Below are 20,420 nucleotides of genomic sequence, written 5' to 3' on the forward strand. Positions count from 1 at the left end.
GAAAATACACAGGGAAATAGTTCACAAGCTGTAATCAGGTGAAAGATGATTTCTCGCTCAAAAACCCTGTGAAATTTCCGGCCTGTGTGAATTTGGCTGCGGTCGAACGCTATACTGAATCTGGAGTAAAGTTTTAAAGAATCTTTACAAACTAGATAGATTAACCCTCGCTCAACCAAGCGATGTCAAAATGTCTAGGGTAATTCAAGTTTGAGTCTGGATAAATGAACCCAGGAATTGACTTACAAGGAAGTTTTGTCCAAGCACTGATGGATTTCGGTATACCCCCAGGTGCCGCTAAAGTCATCTGGATGCCCTTACCGATGGGTTTGATGTTGGTGGCGGCAACTGTGGGTGTACTTGGTTCTGTTTGGTTGGAGCGGAAAATTTCTGCTGCGGCTCAACAACGGATTGGCCCGGAATTTATTGGGCCATTGGGAACCCTGGCTCCCGTCGCTGATGGTCTGAAGCTACTGTTCAAAGAAGATATCGTTCCGGCTTTGGCTGACCCCTGGTTGTTTACTTTGGGGCCAATTATTGTAGCGATTCCCGTGTTTCTGTCCTACCTGATCGTTCCCTTTGGACAGAATCTGGTAATTAGCGATTTGGGAACGGCTATTTTTCTGTGGATTGCCTTATCGAGTATCCAGCCGATTGGCTTGCTGATGTCCGGTTATGCCTCAAACAACAAATACTCCCTCCTGGGAGGGTTACGGGCGGCAGCACAGTCGATTAGTTATGAAATCCCTCTGGCTTTGGCGGTGTTGGCGATCGCCATGATGTCTAATAGTCTCAGCACCATTGATATTGTCGAACAACAATCGGGTTACGGTATCTTGGGCTGGAATATTTGGCGTCAACCTGTGGGCTTTCTAATTTTCTGGATAGCCGCATTGGCAGAATGTGAACGCCTACCGTTTGATTTACCGGAAGCTGAAGAAGAACTCGTTGCCGGATACCAAACCGAATATTCCGGGATGAAGTTCGCTTTGTACTACCTGGCTTCCTATGTGAATTTGATCCTGTCGTCGCTGTTGGTGGCGGTGCTGTATTTAGGGGGTTGGGATTTTCCCATTCCGGTAGAGGCGATCGCAGGTTGGTTAAATATCAGTGAAACCACACCTTGGTTACAGGTAATTACAGGGACTTTGGGCATTACCATGACCCTGCTAAAAGCCTATGTGTTGGTGTTTACTGCCATTCTGTTGCGTTGGACACTGCCCCGGGTACGGATTGACCAATTGTTGAATCTCGGTTGGAAGTTTTTGCTACCTGTAGCACTGGTGAACTTGCTTCTCACCGCCGCTTTAAAATTAGCCTTCCCGATCGCATTTGGGGGATAATTCACCCTAAATTCAAAGGCAAAGGTGAGAAAAACGCTGTTCTTCTGTCCTTTGCCCTCACTAGATCAAGCCAGTCGTTTAGTCAGCTTTCCATCTGAGACTGGATTCAAAAATCAGATCGCTAGAACTTGTTAAAACTTGAGAGAGAACATCATGTTAAAGTTTCTAAATCAAGTCACCGACTACGCCAAAGAAACGTTTCAAGCGGCGAAATATATTGGTCAAGGTTTATCTGTAACCTTTGATCATATGCGTCGCCGTCCGATTACGGTTCAGTATCCCTACGAAAAATTGATTCCTTCTGAACGGTTTAGAGGTCGGATTCACTTTGAGTTTGATAAGTGTATTGCTTGTGAAGTTTGTGTGCGAGTTTGTCCGATTAACTTACCTGTTGTAGACTGGGAGTTTAATAAGGAAAATAAGAAAAAACAACTCAAACACTACAGTATCGACTTCGGCGTTTGTATTTTCTGCGGAAACTGTGTAGAATACTGCCCGACTAACTGTTTATCGATGACGGAAGAATACGAGTTAGCTGGCTATGATCGCCATGAGTTGAACTATGATAGCGTGGCGCTCGGACGTTTACCCTACAAGGTGACCAATGATCCGATGGTAACTCCTCTGCGAGAACTGGCTTATTTACCGAAGGGGGTTATCAGTCCTCACGATCTTCCGACGACGGCTCGCCGTGCAGGTTTGCGTCCTGAAGAAATTTTGGAACAAATGGAAAAGGAACAAAAATCAAAGAATGAGAATTAGGAATTCTCTTGAGAAGATAGGCAATTTTTAGGTTCGCTTGTCTTCTCAATTTACCATCATCGATTAAACACCAAGAAAGGAAACAAGAGTTGTGAATTTAGCAGAAGGGGTTCAAATTGTATCGTTCGGCTTGCTGACGATTATGATGCTTGCAGCAGCTTTAGGAGTGGTTTTGCTGGAAAATATTGTCTACTCAGCCTTTTTGTTGGGTGGTGTATTTATGAGTATGGCAGGGCTATATCTCTTGCTGAATGCTGATTTTGTCGCAGCCGCCCAAGTGTTGATTTATGTCGGTTCGGTGAACGTATTAATCCTGTTTGGGATTATGTTAGTGAACAAGCGGGAAAGCTTCAAAACTTTACCCAATGCGTGGATTCGGAAAGCCTCAACGGCTTTGGTTTGTGGGGGGTTATTTGCCCTACTGAGTACGATGGTATTGTCTACGCCTTGGGGAGCGGGAATGGCTGTTAGCGTTCCCACAACAGAAAGTTCAATTGTGATTATCGGACAGCATTTTTTCAGTGACTTTTTGCTGCCTTTTGAGTTGGCTTCTGTGTTTTTGTTAATGGCAATGGTGGGTGCTATTGTTCTAGCTCGTCGAGATTTTATCCCCGAATTACCCCCTGAAGGACCGATTCCAACTCCGGGCTGGACTTTACAAGAAAGACCTCGTGAGTTGCTTTCGGTTTCCAGTCAAAAATCTTCTTCTGAAGGTTGATGTTTGAGAATTTTTCCCTGATCAACAGTGAGAAATTACTATTTTTTATGTTGTAAAAAGTTAGGAGAGACAAGCAATTCATGCAATTACAATTAGAGTATTTTTTGTTAGTTGCGGCGGCTTTATTCTGCATCGGGATTTATGGATTAATTACCAGCCGAAATGCAGTGCGAGTGTTGATGTCGATTGAGTTACTGTTAAATGCAGTCAACTTGAATTTGATGGGTTTTTCTAATTATTTAGACGGTGTCAGTCTGAAAGGTCAAGTGTTTACGGTGTTTGTGATTACTGTAGCAGCCGCAGAAGCTGCCGTTGGTTTGGCGATTGTATTAACGATTTATCGTAACCGCGACACGGTTGATATGGAAGAATTTAACCTGTTGAAGTGGTAAACTCGGAAATTTCTCAATCTCTATAAATAGTCAGAGATTTAAATCTCTGTCTAATAGATGAAGTCCTCTTAAGAGGACTTTTGTTTTTAGTCGGGGAATTTATTCCCTGCCTTTTTTAGAGATCAATTTTATATTCAGGTTGCCATTGATATTGACCTAGCTTAATTTTCCCTTCTGAAGTAAAGATTATCCCTTCATCTTCAAGTCGTGTTTTCTGAAGATAATCTGTCCCCTGACGTAACGTTGAATGAGAAATTTCGCCTTTTGCGTTAATCACCCGATGCCAAGGAATATCCGAAGATTGAATCTCTACGCGATCTATTTTCATCCGCTTTTGGGGAAGTTCATCGGGGGAACGATGGGTTAATAGATAGAGTAAAGTTCCTCCTAAACTATACAAATCAGAAGCCGGATAAGCTTTTCCTCGCAACTGTTCTGGGGGCATATATCCAATAGTTCCGACAAAGGTTCCACTGAAAGATATTGTGTTGCGATAGATATCTTGAACTGCCCCAAAATCCACTAAAAACACCTTTCCATCGGCTTGTCGAATAATATTTTGAGGTTTGATATCCCGATGAATAATTGGTGGATTAAGTTGATGTAAATAGCTGATAATCTCTAAAATTTTAATAGTAATTTGCTTAATTTCTGCTTCTGTCGGATGCCAACCTTTTTCAACCCAAGCGGTTAAAGAGTCTCCAGAAACTAATTCTCGAATTAAATAAAATTGTCGATCTTCGTCTGTATCCTGGTGAAAATAATCGAGATATTTTGGAATTCCCGGATGATTTAAGTGAGAAAGAACTTTCGCTTCTCGTTCAAATAATTCTAGTATTTTCCAGTCTTGGGCTTGTCGCAAAGAAACGGCTTTGAGGGCGACTCGTTGATAATTTGTTAAATCTTCGGCTTCATAGGTAATTCCCATTCCTCCCTCACCCAAAGGGGTAACAATGCGATATCGTTCAGCAATAATATCGTTGGGTTGGTGTAGAGTCATGTTGACGTTTCTCCAGTTGAACCCCTTATTGGTCTATTATGGCTCAAAAATTGAGAGGAAGCCTTCTGTAATTATACTGACCAAAGAGTTAAATCAATGGACTCGGAGAGATTAGGGGCGGTTTTGATAATATTATTTGAAGATATTCTGTTAAGATTATATTGGGATTAAACTTAATATAAATTGCCCCAGAGGAGAATTGACAAAAGAGGGATAAAGTTCGCCGAGTTGCCACAATTTTTGTAATCTCACGCCGTGATATCCTTGGAGAATCAGAAAACAAAATATTTGGAACTTGGGATTTTTAAGCCATTGAACGTAAAAATAATTCAGTTGTTTATTTAGGATTAATTCTAAACTTAAATGAAGGGCGGCAATCACAAAACCCGCCAAGACTAACGGCCCGAATAAATGATAGCTTATAGCTTGATTGATGTCTCCCCGAACGATTGCCATTAGCGATCGCGTTAACCCCCATCCCGGACAGGGAATGCCTACATATCGCATTAAAGGACATCCCAGAAAAGGAATGCGAATGCCGAGGTTAAACACCGCACTACCGATAATAGGAATCAGTGCGATCGCGAGTGCAAAAATTCTTTGCTGTTGCTGTTGGGGAGAAGTTAATTGAGACGATCGCCTAATTTTTCCTACCATTTGAATCATTATTTGTAATCGGCGAACAACTATCGACTTTTCAGTCAATCTACCCCAAAACAAGTGAGATAAATCATCACCGTTGCACACTGCTGAAAGATGACCAATTCAACGGTTTTGACCCAGAAATTAATCTCGGACTGGGAATAAACTGCCATCGATCCTCCCGCCAATAAAGCAATTAGAATCAAGAAAATGATTTTTCTGTGTTTTAATTTTAGCATCGCTCAAAAAATTATTGGTGTTTTTTAGTCATTTCAACGCTTTTAGCATTTGAGAAGCATCTGCACTTAGTAAAATGCCAGATTCGCGTAGAATATCAACGTTCCCAAACAAGGAATCAGCCAAAGTAATAGCAACCAAGGGGACTTTTCTAATTTCTGGCAAATTTTGATCCAAGCCTTAATCCCCCAAATGATAGCAATAATATTGATGCAAGGAATAAATACTAAAATTGTCCATAAAATCGGGTTGTCTTGATCGCCCGCAACAAAATGAATATAAATTCCTAAGATGGGAATCCAAGCAAACCAAGCCTTTTCAACTCCACATTTTTGATAAATTTTCCAGCAAAAAAATGCACCGATTAAGTATCCTATTAAGCCACTAATAATTGATGCAGGATTGACTTCGGTTTGGGGGATTGAAGTATCGGGTATTGTTGGTACGGTATCCTGAGCCAGTATAATGGGTAAAAGACTGATCGCCGACTGAGCCAATGATAATGTACTGATGTCTAACATATATATTGCACAAGATTGAGTTACCCCTAAAATGCAATGCCCTATTCTTCGGCTTATTCTTAGCCGAGCAACAGAATACTTGCAAATGACAGGAAGATTTTAAAGGAAACTTTCTTAAAACCCATCAAAGTTTGGTTTTTTTTAAGAAAGCCAAAAACTATCGCTAAATGAATGGTAATTACCGGGAAATAATTCTATGAGATTGAGGTAAAGTTATGTTAAATATATTCCCGAGAGTCCTCCTTTTGGTTTGGTACTGTGCCTCAAAGAACAATAGAAACCTTTTTGTGTTCTATTATAACTATACTGACCAAACGGTTAAATCGACAGAATCAGAGAGTTTTGGAACATTTTTAATAATATTATACTGAACTAAACGCTCTGACATCGTTTTCCAACGTTCGGGTGAAATTAAACCCAAGGGTTGATCTAAACTTTCTCCCTGGGTAATATATTCGGAAATCAATTCTAACGATTGAGTTTGATAGTCTAAATTATTGTATTTACTCTTAGGGTTAACGTAATTTTCAACAACAATTTTAGCCGCTTCTGGAATATTTCCTAGAGCGATTTTCCAGCCTTGAAAGGTTGCTTTTAGAAAGGCTTTTACCTGTTCTCGCTGCATTTCTAACAGAGAATTATGAGCAAAAATCGTCTGAACGTAAGCGTCATAACCATAGTCACTCAAGCGAATAACGTTTGGTTCAATTCCGGTTTGGTAAGCAAAGCCTATCGGTTCGTCAACGAGATAACATTGAACTGCATCGACTTCTCCAGTTAACAATTTATCGTATTTTTCATCTAATGAAATATTGACAACTTCTATCTCATCTGATGAAAGTTGACTATAGCCCATCACTAAGTCCATGACTTTTTGTGTATCAGCATGAACGCCGACTTTTTTTCCGACTAAATCATGCAAAGATGCTATATTATTATCAGGCATTGACATCAAACCCAAGGGAGAAGTTTGAAACATGGTTGCAACGGCTTTGATGGGTTTTCCGGTTGCTTGAGCGGCTAATATAACGTCTTGTTCCGCACAACCCATTATAGTAGGATTTTCTGCAACAATATCTAAAACATCAACCCCAAAATCCCAAGGGTGAATGTTAATTTTTAATCCTTCTAGGGTATAAAGTTGATAATAATCTGCCAGTAACACCCCAGCAAATTGAACATTATATTTCCAGTCTAATTGTAGGGTTAATTCAGTTAATGAGGGACGAAATAACTGCTCCGGTTGAGGACGTTTTCCGAAGTCTCCCAACAGCCAAAACGTACTCAAAAAACTTGATTTTTGCAGGAAATTTCGACGACTAATTAACACGATGGAATGATAAAAATGGTTTAGTATTGAGGATGAATAGAACGACCAAACAGCCCCGTCATTACACGTAAAGCCAAATATCGAAAAGGTTTAACTTTTCCTAAACTCCAAAGTCCCCAGCGACGAATTGTTACTTTTGGCAGCCAATTTCCAGAAAACATTCGATCTAGGAAATCAGTAAAGGCTAATATTAGCAAATTTTCTTTTTGACGCCAAGCTTGATAACGTTTTAAAACGCGCATTTGTCCGATATCTTCATGGTTTTGAGCGGCTTGTCGCAATATTTGAGCCAACGCCCCCGCATCGCGAACCCCCATATTTAAACCTTGGCCGCCCACAGGATGACAACAATGGGCTGCATCGCCAATTAACGCCAGTCTGTGTTGAATATAGCGTTGGCTTTGCATCAGTTGAACGGGGAAAACATAGCGATCGCTTTCTAATTCTAAACGGCCTAAAAGTCCGCCTGTGCGATATTCTAACAACTGTAAAAACGCTTCTTCATCCAGATTTTTTAAGGCTTCGGCTTCGGCGTGAGGCGCCGTCCACACCACCTGACAACGGTTTCCCGGTAAAGGCAAAACCCCCATCGGGCCACTCGGCCAGAAGCGCTCAAACGCGACATTATTGTGAGATTTTTCGGTTTTGATCGTCATGGCGATGCAAGACTGCCAATATTTCCAGCCATAGGTAGAAATTCCCGCCGCTTGACGTAAAGGCGATCGCGAACCATCAGCAGCAATGACTAACTGAGTTCGCAGGGTTTGAGTTTTTCCCTCTACTTCTAGCTCAATTTCGGCAAAATCCGGCTGATCATTCACTTTTACCACTTTCGCCGGACAAAGCCAAGAAACGTTTTCACAGGAGTCGAGAAAATCGTGCATTGCGGTTAAAATCACCGAATGTTCACCGACATAACCCAGCGCCTCAGTCCCAAGATCTTCCGGTTTGAAGTGAACCACAGTGGGATGATCGCTGTCGCTGAGACTAATTTGACGAAAGGTGGTAATTTTCGGTAGGATCTCGTCCCAGACTCCCATTGCTTGTAGAATGCGTCCCGTTTGCAGCGTTAGGGCGTAGGCTTGTCGGCGACTAGCGGCGACGGTTTTAGCTTGGGGTTCGATCAAGACAACTCTCAGATTAGAATTTTTTAATCCACAGGCGAGAGTCGCCCCGACAATACCGCCACCGACAATGGCTAAGTCGTAGTCAAGATTAAGCTGAGACTGCCGTTGAGATTGGGTTTTTGTGTGTGAACGCTGCTCAAGAAGCATAATTAGGGAATTGACGACCGATGCTGACGAATTTATACCTATTCTATTCTGACTGAAAATCGCAAATTTCGCACAGAACCCGGTCTCTAAGAGAAACCAGGTTTTTAATACCTACTGTGCTAATTCAATACCGAGGGATTAACGGATCAATGACGGCGGAGTAAGCATCTATCCCTCCTGCGATATTTTTGACATTGGTAAACCCCTGACGTATCAACCACTGGCACATTTGAGCCGATCGCATTCCGTGATGACACATTACCAAGGTTTCTTTTTCAAGATCGAGATGGCTGTGAATTTTGTCAGACCATTGGCTAAATTCGCTCAAGGGTAGGTTGATAAATCCCTCCAGGTGAGCAATTTCCACCTCTTGAGGTTCACGAACATCCACAAGCTGTAGATTTTCGGTTGAACCTTCTGTTAGACGGTGTTCTAACTCTTCAACCGTAATTTCAGGGATGGATTGATAGGAAAACGACTCGGACATGAGCGGAATTCACCTTTAGGGTAAGGAAACAATGACTGGCAATCTCCTCATCAATTGTATATAAAAATCCGGCAATTGCAATTGAGATTGCTCCATAACTTCTATTTTAAAGATAAATTTTGTTAGGGATTCCTCTAATTTGCAGTTCGATACGCGGTTGTTCACTGCTGTAAAAGACAATACCTTTATAATCTCTCTCAGGATTCCCAAAACGAAGTTGATGACCATCAAAAGCTTCAATCGCCACATCTCCTATTTTAATTCGACTGCGTTTGCGATCAATTGTAACTTGCAACTCCTTGGAAGTCACAGTATCTCGAATCAACACCCAGAGCGTTAATTCCCGTCGCACTCGCTTCATCTCCAAATGAGCCACTTGAAAACTATAAATCTTTATTTCACGGTTGAGCAGTTTGATTTGTGTTCCGGGGGGTAATCCAATAATTCCTAAATCCGAGTCAGACGCAACAAAATCAGAGTTTTCTTCCTTTGTAACAGGAGTTGATTCTAAAGTGACTTGAACATCAAGACGAGGCGGTTCAGGGGAAACTTCCGCCGGAATAATCACCCAATCATAGGCTTTACGAGTAATTTCTTGGCGAATTTCTTCGGCTCTTTTAGGTTCAGCAACAACAGCATAATCTCGCTGTTTTAATTTAGTTGCAATCCAGCGTTTTCGGGCAAATTGGCTCAAATAAGAATCATCATGGTTGACAAATTTTTCGTAAAATCTCAAGGTAGGAACTAATTCCCCGATTTTTTCTAATGCTACGCCTATTTCTTCAACGGAAAGATGCTGTCGCCACTGAGAATGAGACAACACTTTTTCGAGAAAGCCCACATATCGACTGCGGAAATCTCGCGCTTGTTCGGGTGTTAAACTGGAACGGGATAACTGTCGTACCCATGCCAATCTAAACTGCATTGTTTCAGCTTTGGGATATTTATCAATCGCGGTGATTGCATCAACCCAGCGCTTTGTTCTAATTAAATACTCGATCCAATCTTTTTCGCGATGTTGTTTTTCTAAAGCTTGTCCGATGCAATCAATATATTTTAACCATTGTTGAGTTCCGGGTTTTCCCGCCTTCTCCCATTCGTTAACAATGCGTTGATAATCTCCGACTTTTTCTAAATAGGGAAATCCCTCTGGAAATCCCAGTAAATCAGCTTCAGCCAGATTATATTCTCGCTTTTGGGTGGCACCACTCTCTCGCCAACAGCGCACCGCTCGTCTGAGGTTTTGAGCGTGATAAAAACAATCGCCTGCGAGTTCTAAGAGTCCATGATATTTGGCTTCATCTAAGCCTTCTAAAACATCTCCTAATCTTTGCCAATCTTTTTTGTCAAGTTGTTTTTCAGGGATCAGATTGCGAATTTGACGGCTATATTCTTGAATGGCGGCTTTCCAGGGTTTAACGAGGCGATTTTCCGCCAGTAACTTATTGGCTAAATTTTCTTCTAAAAAGCGAGTAAAACTTTTAATATTTGCTAGGGTTTTTGGCGTTTCCGCCATGAATTCAACGATTGAACGTTCAATGGGTTTTTGTTCAGGAAATTGTTGATACCAATCGATTAACGCCTGCCAACAGAGTCCTTCCCAAAAACAACTCCAGGCTTCTTTTTCTTTTCCTCGTTGTAAGAATAACATTCCGGCTGGATGAAATTTTTTCTCGAATTTTAACGCCCAAGCCTGACATAAATCAGCTCGTTCTAAATTGCCTAATTCGCTGTAAAATTGTTGAGCGCGTCGTAAAGAAGTCGCATCATTTTGGCTGCGTCCGTTTTCTTCAAATTCTTTCGCCTGAGACTCCCGGTTATCTCGATCTAATCCCCCTAAATTATCTCCCCAACGTAACCCCCCAATTGAACTTTCCCAGAGGCTTCTATCTTCGACTTGTTGTAACCAAAATTCAAGTTTATTTGTCTGATCATCGCTGGCATATTCCCACAATAAACGATCTCCGAGTTCGGTATCAATAATAATCAAATCCGACATTCCCCGACTCGCCGCCACATAGAGTTTATTAAAAAAGTATTCTAACTCTAACGGATGAGTTTCTTGAGGAGCGAGATAATCCCAAATCGGACGCTGAAACTCTTTGGCAAACTGTTCGCCAAACTTATATAATATGACTAAGGGAAACTCTAAACCTTTGGCTTGAATCGCGCTCAAAACATTTTTGGGAGGATTTTCTTCACTGACTTCTGGAAATAAACCCGCTAAAAATTCATCATTTTTGATATATTGTAGTTCTCCACCCGCTTCACAAGGTACAATAAAAATGGGAGATTTTTCGACATGACGTTTTAAGGCTTCAGCCGAAAATCCCCGTTGACCAAAAATAAACTTTTGCGGTTCATTAGAGTCAGTGTATGTTTGCCAAGCGGCTTGGGGTTTTAGTTCGCGAATTTGGAATAAAATATGTCTCCATAAATGAATTAAATTCGTGACTTTAACAATCGATAAACTCGAGCGATAATTGGACTCTAGTTCATAAAATGTCATGTTCAAATTTAACTGATGACTGGGATCGAGAACCGCAATCACCTGATCAAAAAACGTTGCTTTCACACTTTCCCAGCGAAACCCTGTAGGATTTAACGTTTGAAAGGGATCACCCGCAAACGCAAAGGGTAAACTGTGAACGGGCGGATATAAATCACATTTGGAAAATGCCGATAACTGCATAATTAACCGCAATTCTAACTTCGTAAAATCTTGGGCTTCATCACAAAAAATTGCCGTATATTGAGACGGAAAACATTGTAAATCTAGGACTTTGCGAATTAAATCTTGATCATCCCAATATCCTTCTCTGGTTGTCAGTTGATGATACCAGGGCCAAACTTGTTGATAAATCGCTTGAAAAATATCAGGAGAAATCGTTCTTTCCCGTCGAGGAACTTCTTGATAATCTGCGGGATTCATATATCCCTCTTGTTCACCTGTGAGGGTATATCCTTTGATAAACGTGCGGATAATATGCCAACACAATTCAGGGGAATAACGGCTGTGTCTGCGACTACAATGTTGACGAAAATCATAAAATGAAATGTATTTATCTGGATCGAAGTGAATATTCTCTTCCGGGGGAAGTTGATTCAGGAGAAAATTTTGAAACGACTGAAAACAATCACAGATTGACAGCTTGTCTTCTTGATATCCGTTGCCATCCAGAAGATATTTATGATGATTATTCAGCAGTTTTTCAACCGCTTCTTGGGCTTTGACTAGCAGCTTTTCATTATAGGTTAAAAACAAAGGTTTATAGATTTTTTCGTCTTTTTTAGGCTTATTTTTTAGATAATATTTTTGATAGCGATCGCAATAATCCGCAAACAAATAAACCAACATCGTTGACTTGCCACTGCCCGCCCGTCCATTAATAAAAACAGGGAGAGAATGGGTATTTTGTTCAGCCGTCGAAAGTTCATGTAAAATTTCTTCTTCTTCCACCGACAGCGCTAAATTAATCCCCGATTCTTGTTCAAGTTCGAGCCAAACTTCAGCATCTAAAATCAAATAACCCGGATAAGAACGACGAGTATAGCGAGATAAATCATCAAACGTCACATTTTGAGAAAACAGCGTTTGAGTATTTTCAGGGGAAAAAATATGAGTCACATGACCCACTTCTGCCAGTTCAGTTAACGCCGGATCTCGATCAAACGTTGCCAACAAAAACAAAACATTTCGATGAGGCCAATCAACCGTTTCCACCAAACTATACAAAATATAGCGATGTTCATTGGGTTTCCCACACAAATAAACATTTAACCAGTTTGTCTGATTGCGGCGAATGCCGTTATTAAACTCACTTTCCCCCATTAAATGGGTAATAATTTCGTGATAGGTTTTCCATTGAAGTTGAATATCCCGTTGCTTAAATTGATTCACCCAAACTTCACTTTCACAAATGATCAAATCAGCCGTATTTCTTGCCCAACTCGGACGTTCTAGCCAAAGATGATATAATTGATCCGGTAACGGTTGCCGACGATTAATTGATTGTTGTTCTTCTCGTTGGACGTTCAAACTGGCCGCTAATTGTTGAGGGTCAACAGACGGTTCGAGGTGGAGTTTGCCGTATTCTTCTGGATTTCTCAGAAATGCTTCGTATTCCTTGCCCCCTCGCGTGAAAACGTCCAGTAGACACAGCACTTCCTCAGTCCCCAGTCGCAGAACTTTTCCCAACAGTCTCAAATTTCTGACGGGTCGCTTCAAATAGGGATAATTTCGTTCAAACAAAGCTTCGACGGCAGTCATCCCTTGACTCTTGACCGTGACCAAAAGTTCTGCCACCTGACTTTGAATGCCGTGTTGTCTGGCTTGTTCATCAAACCGAGGAGTGGTGTAAATATACATAAGTGTCCTTCCGCCAACGCCTGTTGATGCCCTATTAAGTCATTGTGCTAGATCAAGTTGACAGATTACAAACTTCTTTGACCGTCGGGACAACGCCAACCCCTCAGTTATCGGTGATCAATGCTAGAATCTCAGAGGCAAACGTAATAAAAATTAACCATTTTAGCCGGGTTTGTTTACCAAAAATAACGATTTCAGCTTGATATCTCAGAATAGGTTGTGAATATTGGAAATAGGGGCGCTCTGATGATCCCCAGCTAGGTCAGTCAGATCCCCTTGTGAGTACCATCAACACCCTTGAAGAAGATGAGGTCTTCAATTATGTCCGTATCTTTTATGAGTCCCACTGATGTCTGCTTTGCAGATTGGTCAAGGACAAGGGATTGGATGCTGAAATATTCTCTCGCATCCGAAGCCGTTAGTCCGCTACAGGTGATTGATGTTACCGGATTAGACACAGAAGGCATTGATTCTTTGAAAAACCATTTAAAAACTCTCGAAGTTCCTGCCGAATTCATGGGCGAATTAGTGTTTGAATTACAAGTTAAAAAAGATAGAATCCGGCGTGTTTTATGGGATGAAAAAGCTTCAACTCTTAACAAAAAAACGATCATAAAAATGATTCAAAATGCCTTAAAAGATTGGATCGTTCCCGATTGCGACAGTGAAATCTTAGTTCTCAGAATCCACATCAATTCCTAAGCCTTCTGAGAAACTTAACAAAACTTCACTTAACCAGGGTCATTTGCTTCCGAAAAATCGAAATTTGAATCTGAAGTCTAAGAAAACGCTGTAAATCATTAAAATTTGGAGGGCTACTCCTGTGACAGCATCCTCACCCCCGATCGGCGGAATTATCGCCCAATCTCCAGATAACGTTTCTTTAATATTTCCCCTCAAACACACCGAAGTTTTTGCCCAAATTTCCGGAAATTTATCTCGGGTTGAAATTAAACAAAGTTTTGAAAACCCTCTAACACAACCGATGGAGGCGGTTTATACCTTTCCGTTACCGGATGAAGCCGCAGTCGATCAAATGGAGATCAAAATTGGCGATCGCACCATCAAAGGCGATATCAAAAAGCGAGAAGAAGCCCAACAAATTTATCAAACCGCAAAACGCCAAGGACGTACCGCAGGCCTACTTGAACAGCAGCGAGATAATATCTTTACCCAATCTTTAGCCAATATCAAACCGGGCGAAGAAATTGAAGTAATTATTCGCTATACCGACAGCCTAAAATTTGAAAAAGGGGATTATGAATTCGTTTTTCCAATGGTTGTCGGTCCCCGTTATATTCCCGGTGAAAAAATTGATCAAAGCGGGGATACAGACCAAGTTCCCGACGCCTCTAAAATCACCCCGCCTATCGTCCCCGAGGGAACACGTTCCGGTCAAGATATCGGCGTAACCGTTGAAATTAATGCGGGTTTACCGATTTCCCAAGTTCGTTCGACTTCCCATCAAATTAACATCACAGAAAGCGGAGAAATTGTTACCGTTAAACTTGACAAAAAAGACACAATCCCCAACAAAGATTTAATTCTCCGCTATCAAGTTTCTGGAAACAATACCCAAGCAACGGTATTAACCCAAAGCGACGAACGAGGCGGACATTTTGCCCTTTATTTCATTCCCGCAATTGAGTACAAAACCGATGAAATTGTCGCCAAAGACGTTCTGTTTTTGATGGATACATCCGGTTCACAACAGGGCGATCCTCTGTTCAAATCTCAGGAGTTAATGCGGCGATTTATTAACGGGTTAAATCCAAATGACACCTTTAACATTATGGATTTTGCCAATACAACCTGCAAACTTTCAGAAACGCCGTTAGCCAACAGTCCCGAAAACCGCAGCCTCGCCATCAACTACGTTAATCAATTACAAGCCTATGGCGGAACGGAACTCTTGAATGGGATTCTAGAAGTCTTAAAATTCCCCGAAGTTACCGACGGACGGTTGCGGAGTATTGTGTTGTTAACCGATGGATATATTGGCGATGAAAATGCCATTTTATCGGAAGTTAAAGACAACTTAAAACCCGGAAATCGCCTATACAGTTTTGGCGTGGGAAGTTCTGTAAATCGGTTTTTAATTAACCGCATAGCCGAAATTGGTCGGGGAATTTCGCGTGTTGTTCGTCAGGATGAACCGACTCAAGAAGTCGCCGAAAAGTTTTTTCGACAAATTAACAACCCCGTTCTAACTGACATCAATATTCACTGGGAAGGTAGCGGAGAAACCCCAGAAATTTACCCCGAAATTACCCCCGATTTATTTGCCGAACAGCCTTTAGTATTGTTCGGGCGAAAAGTTGATTCTGCTGCGGGTAATTTAAAAGTTACGGGAAAAATTGCCAACGGAAACCCCTACGAAGAAACCTTTTCAATTGATTTCTCAAATGCGGGAAATGTAGCCATCGCCCAATTGTGGGGACGACAACGCATTAAACACCTGATGAATCAGATGTTGAGTTACGAGACAAAATCGAATGTAGAAGCCGTTACAGACACCGCTTTGACCTATCAATTGTTGTCTCAATATACTGCATTTGTAGCGGTTAGCGATGACGTTCGAGTTGAGCAAAACCAACAGAATATTTCTGTTGAAGTTCCCCTAGAAATGCCCGAAGGTGTTAGTTATCGGGGTATGCTTGGGGCGGCTAACCTAAAAAGTGCTAGTATTCAGGGTATTGTTTCTCCAGGTTATTCACCGCCTCAAAGATCTTCCCTGGAACTCGGAGCAAAGGCTAGTTTCGCCCAGTCTATGTTTCGACGCAACCACAGAAGAAGTAACGATTCGGATTCCTCCGATTTTATGACTCAAGAAAGAGAAAGAGGAATAGAAGACTCAGTTCGCTATTCTTCCATAAAAGTCATCAAAACGACAGGATTAGATGAGGCGGAAACTCAAACATTAACCCAACACTTACAAACGCTCAAAATTATCGCCGAGTTTACGGGTGAATTGGTGTTTGAACTGCGAGTTAAAGACGGACGTGTTAAGCGGATTGTAATTGATGAAAAAGCTTCTACATTGGACAAAGCAGTAATTAAGCTAATTCGTCAACACCTACAAACCTGGAAAGTTCCGAGTTCAGCCAGCGAACACATCGTTATCAAATTGCAGCTTAATTCCTAAAAATGTAGGTTGGGTTGAGGATACGAAACCCAACTTAAAATAACCCAACCTACTATCTGTTCGGTTTCACTGCGTTCTACCCAACCTACAATTTGTTTATCAGTAGGTTGGGTTGAGGTTACGAAACCCAACTTCAAACAACCCAACCTACAATTTTTTTAGGAGTGCATCCGTCGTTTAATGGCATTGAAATAACAGTCTTTCATTTCAACAACTCCCATTTCAACCAACGTTAACTCATTTCCCGCTAATATTTTTAACGGTGCAGAACTTCCTTCAACTTTCCCCAAATTGTGCCAAAATTCTCCTGTTTCGCCTAACTGTTGTTGCAGATAACTTTCCCAGTTAGTTTGATTTTGAGGACTCACGGAAACCAAAATTCTCGCCCCACCTTCAGCAAATAAAATCCTATCCCAACGTCGTTGTAAAAGCGAATCTATTCCTAAATCAATTGTCGCGCCTTTCTCACTATTAATACAACATTCCGCTAACGCAACCGCTAACCCTCCCTCAGCAGAATCATGGGCAGAATTCACCCAACCTTGACGAATTCCCTCCCGACAAACTGCTTGTACTTTGCGTTCTAAATCATAATCCACTTCGGGGGGTTTTCCCGCAATAATACCATGAATTTGAGCCAAATATTCCGAAGCACCCAAACCCAATCTAGGATCATTTTCGCTTTCTTCTGCTTGAAATTGACCCAATCCTAACAGATAAATAATATCCCCTTCACTTTGCCAAGCCAACCCACAAGTTTGAGAAATATCATTCACTAATCCTACCATTCCAATCACAGGAGTCGGATAAATCGCTTGGGGTTTTCCCTCAGCATCTAACGTTTCATTATATAGCGAAACATTCCCCCCCGTTACAGGCGTTGAAAACTCTTTACAAGCCTCTGCAATACCCCGACAAGCCTCAGCTAATTGCCAATATCCCACAGGATGTTCAGGACTACCAAAGTTCAAATTATCTGTTACTGCAACAGGTTCAGCCCCAACACAACTGAGGTTTCTCGCCGCTTCTGCAACCACCGCTTTCGCCCCTTCATAGGGATTCAAATAAACATAACGAGAATTACAATCAACCGTAGCTGCAACACCTCGTTTATAGTCTATTTTTGTTTGATTTTCAAAATAATTCACTGGACGTAAACGGACAATTGCCGCATCTCCACCGCCTGGTAAAATAACAGTATTATTTTGAACTTGATGGTCATATTGTCCATACACCCAACGTTTAGAAGCAATACTCGGCGTATCTAACAACGTGAATAAAATTTCATTCCAGGTTTTAAAAGTATTATTAATATGAATCCCCGAAACCGTACAAGGGGGTAATAAATCCTCCGTCCATTCCCAAGCTTTCCGCGCATATTCAGGCGCTTGGGCTAACAGTTCCCGGTGATAAATTGGGGTATTATCAGCTAAAGCCGTCGCCGGAATTTCTGCGGCAATTTCCCCTTTAAATAATATTCTCACAATCGGTTCTTCGATAACAGTTCCCGCCACAACCGCTTGCAGTCCCCAACGATGAAAAATATCAATTAATTCCTGTTCCCGTCCTTTTTCCCCGACAAATAACATTCGTTCCTGAGATTCCGATAACAAATATTCATAAGGCACCATTCCCGTTTCCCGAACCGGAATTTTATCTAAATCTAATTCAATTCCCACACCGCCTTTTGCTGCCATTTCCGAAGTCGAACAGGTAATCCCCGCCGCCCCCATATCTTGGGCTGCAACAACCGCCCCCGTTTTAAACGCCTCCAAACAAGCCTCAACCAAGGATTTCTCTAAAAACGGGTCGCCCACCTGTACCGCCGGACGGTCTTCTATCGACTCCTCGCTGAGTTCCGCACTGGCAAAACTGGCGCCGCCCATGCCATCCCGTCCGGTTGTTGAACCAACATATAGCACGGGATTCCCGAAGCCAGAAGCCCCCGATTTGACAATTTCCGACGTTTCCATCAAACCGATAGCCATCGCGTTTACAAGGGGATTTCCGGCGTAGGCGGGGTCAAAATAGACTTCACCGCCAACGGTAGGGACGCCGAAACAGTTGCCATAATGGGCAATTCCTGAAACCACGCCACTAAACTGGGTTCGGGTACGGGCGTCATCGAGGGAACCAAACCGCAACGAGTTTAACACAGCGATGGGACGCGCCCCCATTGTAAAAATATCTCGCAAAATTCCGCCGACTCCGGTTGCAGCGCCTTGGAAGGGTTCAACGGCTGAGGGGTGGTTATGGGACTCAATTTTAAACGCCAATTGTAGGCCGTCTCCGAAGTCTACCACACCCGCATTTTCTCCGGGGCCGACTAAGATGCGATCGCCTGTGGTGGGGAATTGTTTTAACAGGGGACGGGAGTTTTTGTAGCAGCAGTGTTCACTCCACATCACGCCAAACATACCCAGTTCCGCCTTGTTGGGGTGGCGTCCGAGACGTTGAACGATTTCTTCGTATTCGCCGGGTTTAATGCCTTCGTTGGCGATTTCTTCGGGGGTAAAGGGGTAGGGGGCGGAGGTAGACATTTCAGGGCGATCGCATCACAGCAAAATTATTTTACCCGGATTTGGGGATGAGTGTAGAAGATTCAATAAATTAACGATAAGGGTGAAACTCAAACTTCAGACAGTGATAATAAAGTTCCTGTCCCAAAATTTCCCTCAAATGTGACTGTTCCTACTAAACCCTGACGAGATTGAAAGATAGCTTTTCCCGATGAATTGGGTTGATAATTCACAACATTTAACAGGGTTCCCGGTTTTAACTGGGCTTTTTGTTCGGTTGTTAATCCGCCTAACCAAATTTTAGCTTGATTTCCTTGAATTTCCGTAATCACCGCATTAGCTACCGGACTCGTATTTTCGATAAAATAGATAGGTTTATTTTCGTATCCGCTATTAATTTTAACATCAACAAGGGGATTCTGAGTCAACCTGCGCGGAATTTTTTGATTAGTATAGGCAATAATATCTTTCGGCGTTCCCGCATTTTGCCAGAGATATTGAGTTAATAAATAGCTAAAAATTCCCACATGAAAATCAAGAATTTTTACATCCTTAGCCGTTTGACTCGGTTGGGCGGAAGCGAGAACTACACCCTTAGCAACACTGGTTTGATATCCTTGTACAAACTCCTCTGGCGACAGATTTAGACGAGAAAGCCACTGTTCTTGATAGGCTTTTTCTTGGGGTGAAATCTCAATTTTTTCTCCCCCATCTCGCGAACGAACTTGAAAATCTCCTCTCGTTTTTAATCCCGAAAAACAGCTATCCAAAATTGCGGTAAAGTTTTCGGTTTGTATTGCAGACATCAACAAAAATAAAGTGTGTCCCATAATATCATCAACCGCACCGCCAACATTTGGATAACCCGCAGGAAGTACACTATCAACCGGAACAAAAGTTCCATTTAAACCCGTACCATCAACGATTGGACTTCTCAGAGGAATCGGATGAGGATCTAAAACGCGAGAACCGTGTCCAGAATAGTGAAAAACGACTACATCACCTGGTTTTGCTTGTTTAATTAAATGTTCTTCAAAAGCTTCTAAAATTCCTTGACGGGTGGCTTGTTTATCGGTTAAAATTAAAATATCTTGGGGATTAAACCCGAAACGGTGAATGAGTAACATTTGCTGCATAATCACATCATTAACGCAGCCGTTTAACGGATATTTTTTATATTGGTTTATCCCCACTAACAAAGCCAATTTCCGAGGGGTACTTTGGGCTAATACTTTACCGTAACGGTCGAATTGGGGGAGCAAATCCAAAGAATTGAGTCCGAGGGTAGCAAGGGTTGAACCCGCAAATTCAATAAAACGCCGACGAGAAGTAAAAGACATTGTTAAATCTTGTGTTTAAATATCGGGTTAATTCTCTATAAATTAGTTTAGCACAATATCCGCATCAACTCCTCAAATTTAACGGCTTAAAAACAACGATTCACCAACACTAATTTTCTGTGAAGTTGAATCTCTTTCATCCCTCCGCCTGCGACACCTCCCTTAATCCCCCCTTGATCCCTCCTTAAATCCCCCCTTGATCCCCCCTTAAAAAGGCAGGGCTGTTTCAAAGTCGATAAACATTTGCTTAGAACCTCTCCCCCAACCCCTCTCCTACGAGGAGAGGGGAGTATTTTTTTTTATTATTAAATGTCTAAAACTATTAATTACTCCTCCTTCCC

16 protein-coding genes are annotated in these 20,420 nt (G+C 41.9%); 6 read left to right on the plus strand and 10 right to left on the minus strand.

Features of this window, described 5'->3' with window-relative positions:
• The first annotated feature begins 224 nt into the window (after positions 1–224).
• From nuoH to nuoK, 4 genes are all read left to right on the plus strand, one after another.
• Positions 225–1,343, plus strand: coding sequence for an NADH-quinone oxidoreductase subunit NuoH (gene nuoH / locus VB836_RS26525; protein WP_323224044.1), 1,119 nt, complete (start codon positions 225–227; stop codon positions 1,341–1,343).
• A 153-nt stretch (positions 1,344–1,496) separates the two neighbouring features.
• Entirely contained in the window at positions 1,497–2,105 is a 609-nt protein-coding gene (gene ndhI, locus VB836_RS26530; RefSeq protein ID WP_323224046.1) for an NAD(P)H-quinone oxidoreductase subunit I, read from the plus strand.
• Between the two features lie 91 nt (positions 2,106–2,196).
• Positions 2,197–2,823 (plus strand): NADH-quinone oxidoreductase subunit J, encoded by a 627-nt coding sequence (locus VB836_RS26535; RefSeq protein ID WP_323224048.1) that lies wholly within the window; start codon positions 2,197–2,199, stop codon positions 2,821–2,823.
• Positions 2,824–2,903: 80 nt separating this feature from the next.
• Entirely contained in the window at positions 2,904–3,215 is a 312-nt protein-coding gene (gene nuoK / locus VB836_RS26540) for an NADH-quinone oxidoreductase subunit NuoK (RefSeq protein ID WP_046278645.1), read from the plus strand.
• Positions 3,216–3,330: 115 nt separating this feature from the next.
• On the opposite strand, the gene VB836_RS26545 is transcribed toward nuoK, so the two are convergent.
• From VB836_RS26545 to VB836_RS26580, 8 genes are all read right to left on the minus strand, one after another.
• Positions 3,331–4,215 carry a protein kinase domain-containing protein gene (locus VB836_RS26545; RefSeq protein ID WP_323224050.1) on the minus strand — a complete coding sequence of 295 codons (885 nt, stop codon included), beginning with the start codon at positions 4,213–4,215 and terminating at the stop codon, positions 3,331–3,333.
• A 156-nt stretch (positions 4,216–4,371) separates the two neighbouring features.
• Positions 4,372–4,872 carry a DUF2752 domain-containing protein gene (locus tag VB836_RS26550; protein WP_323224052.1) on the minus strand — a complete coding sequence of 167 codons (501 nt, stop codon included), beginning with the start codon at positions 4,870–4,872 and terminating at the stop codon, positions 4,372–4,374.
• 44 nt (positions 4,873–4,916) lie between these two features.
• The gene (locus VB836_RS26555; RefSeq protein WP_323224054.1) at positions 4,917–5,096 is read right to left on the minus strand and encodes a hypothetical protein; all 180 of its coding nucleotides are present in this window, start codon (positions 5,094–5,096) and stop codon (positions 4,917–4,919) included.
• A 66-nt stretch (positions 5,097–5,162) separates the two neighbouring features.
• Positions 5,163–5,615 carry a hypothetical protein gene (locus tag VB836_RS26560; protein ID WP_323224056.1) on the minus strand — a complete coding sequence of 151 codons (453 nt, stop codon included), beginning with the start codon at positions 5,613–5,615 and terminating at the stop codon, positions 5,163–5,165.
• Between the two features lie 301 nt (positions 5,616–5,916).
• Positions 5,917–6,945 (minus strand): ABC transporter substrate-binding protein, encoded by a 1,029-nt coding sequence (locus VB836_RS26565; RefSeq protein ID WP_323224058.1) that lies wholly within the window; start codon positions 6,943–6,945, stop codon positions 5,917–5,919.
• Between the two features lie 20 nt (positions 6,946–6,965).
• Positions 6,966–8,219 carry an FAD-dependent hydroxylase gene (locus VB836_RS26570; protein WP_323224060.1) on the minus strand — a complete coding sequence of 418 codons (1,254 nt, stop codon included), beginning with the start codon at positions 8,217–8,219 and terminating at the stop codon, positions 6,966–6,968.
• Between the two features lie 124 nt (positions 8,220–8,343).
• Entirely contained in the window at positions 8,344–8,706 is a 363-nt protein-coding gene (locus tag VB836_RS26575; protein WP_046278641.1) for a rhodanese-like domain-containing protein, read from the minus strand.
• Positions 8,707–8,812: 106 nt separating this feature from the next.
• Entirely contained in the window at positions 8,813–13,075 is a 4,263-nt protein-coding gene (locus tag VB836_RS26580; protein WP_323224063.1) for a hypothetical protein, read from the minus strand.
• Positions 13,076–13,462: 387 nt separating this feature from the next.
• Between VB836_RS26580 and VB836_RS26585 the strand changes: the two genes are divergently transcribed.
• Entirely contained in the window at positions 13,463–13,777 is a 315-nt protein-coding gene (locus VB836_RS26585) for an after-VIT domain-containing protein (protein WP_323224065.1), read from the plus strand.
• A gap of 121 nt (positions 13,778–13,898) precedes the next feature.
• Entirely contained in the window at positions 13,899–16,220 is a 2,322-nt protein-coding gene (locus VB836_RS26590; protein ID WP_323224066.1) for a VIT domain-containing protein, read from the plus strand.
• Positions 16,221–16,378: 158 nt separating this feature from the next.
• On the opposite strand, the gene purL is transcribed toward VB836_RS26590, so the two are convergent.
• Together purL and VB836_RS26600 are read right to left on the minus strand one after the other, a co-directional pair.
• On the minus strand, positions 16,379–18,760 hold the full coding sequence (gene purL / locus VB836_RS26595) for a phosphoribosylformylglycinamidine synthase subunit PurL (protein ID WP_323224068.1): 2,382 nt from the start codon (positions 18,758–18,760) through the stop codon (positions 16,379–16,381).
• An 89-nt stretch (positions 18,761–18,849) separates the two neighbouring features.
• The gene (locus VB836_RS26600) at positions 18,850–20,079 is read right to left on the minus strand and encodes a caspase family protein (RefSeq protein ID WP_323224070.1); all 1,230 of its coding nucleotides are present in this window, start codon (positions 20,077–20,079) and stop codon (positions 18,850–18,852) included.
• Between the last annotated feature and the right edge of the window lie 341 nt (positions 20,080–20,420).

It is taken from the genome of Limnoraphis robusta BA-68 BA1, from assembly GCF_034932365.1.
Lineage (GTDB): Bacteria > Cyanobacteriota > Cyanobacteriia > Cyanobacteriales > Microcoleaceae > Capilliphycus > Capilliphycus robustus.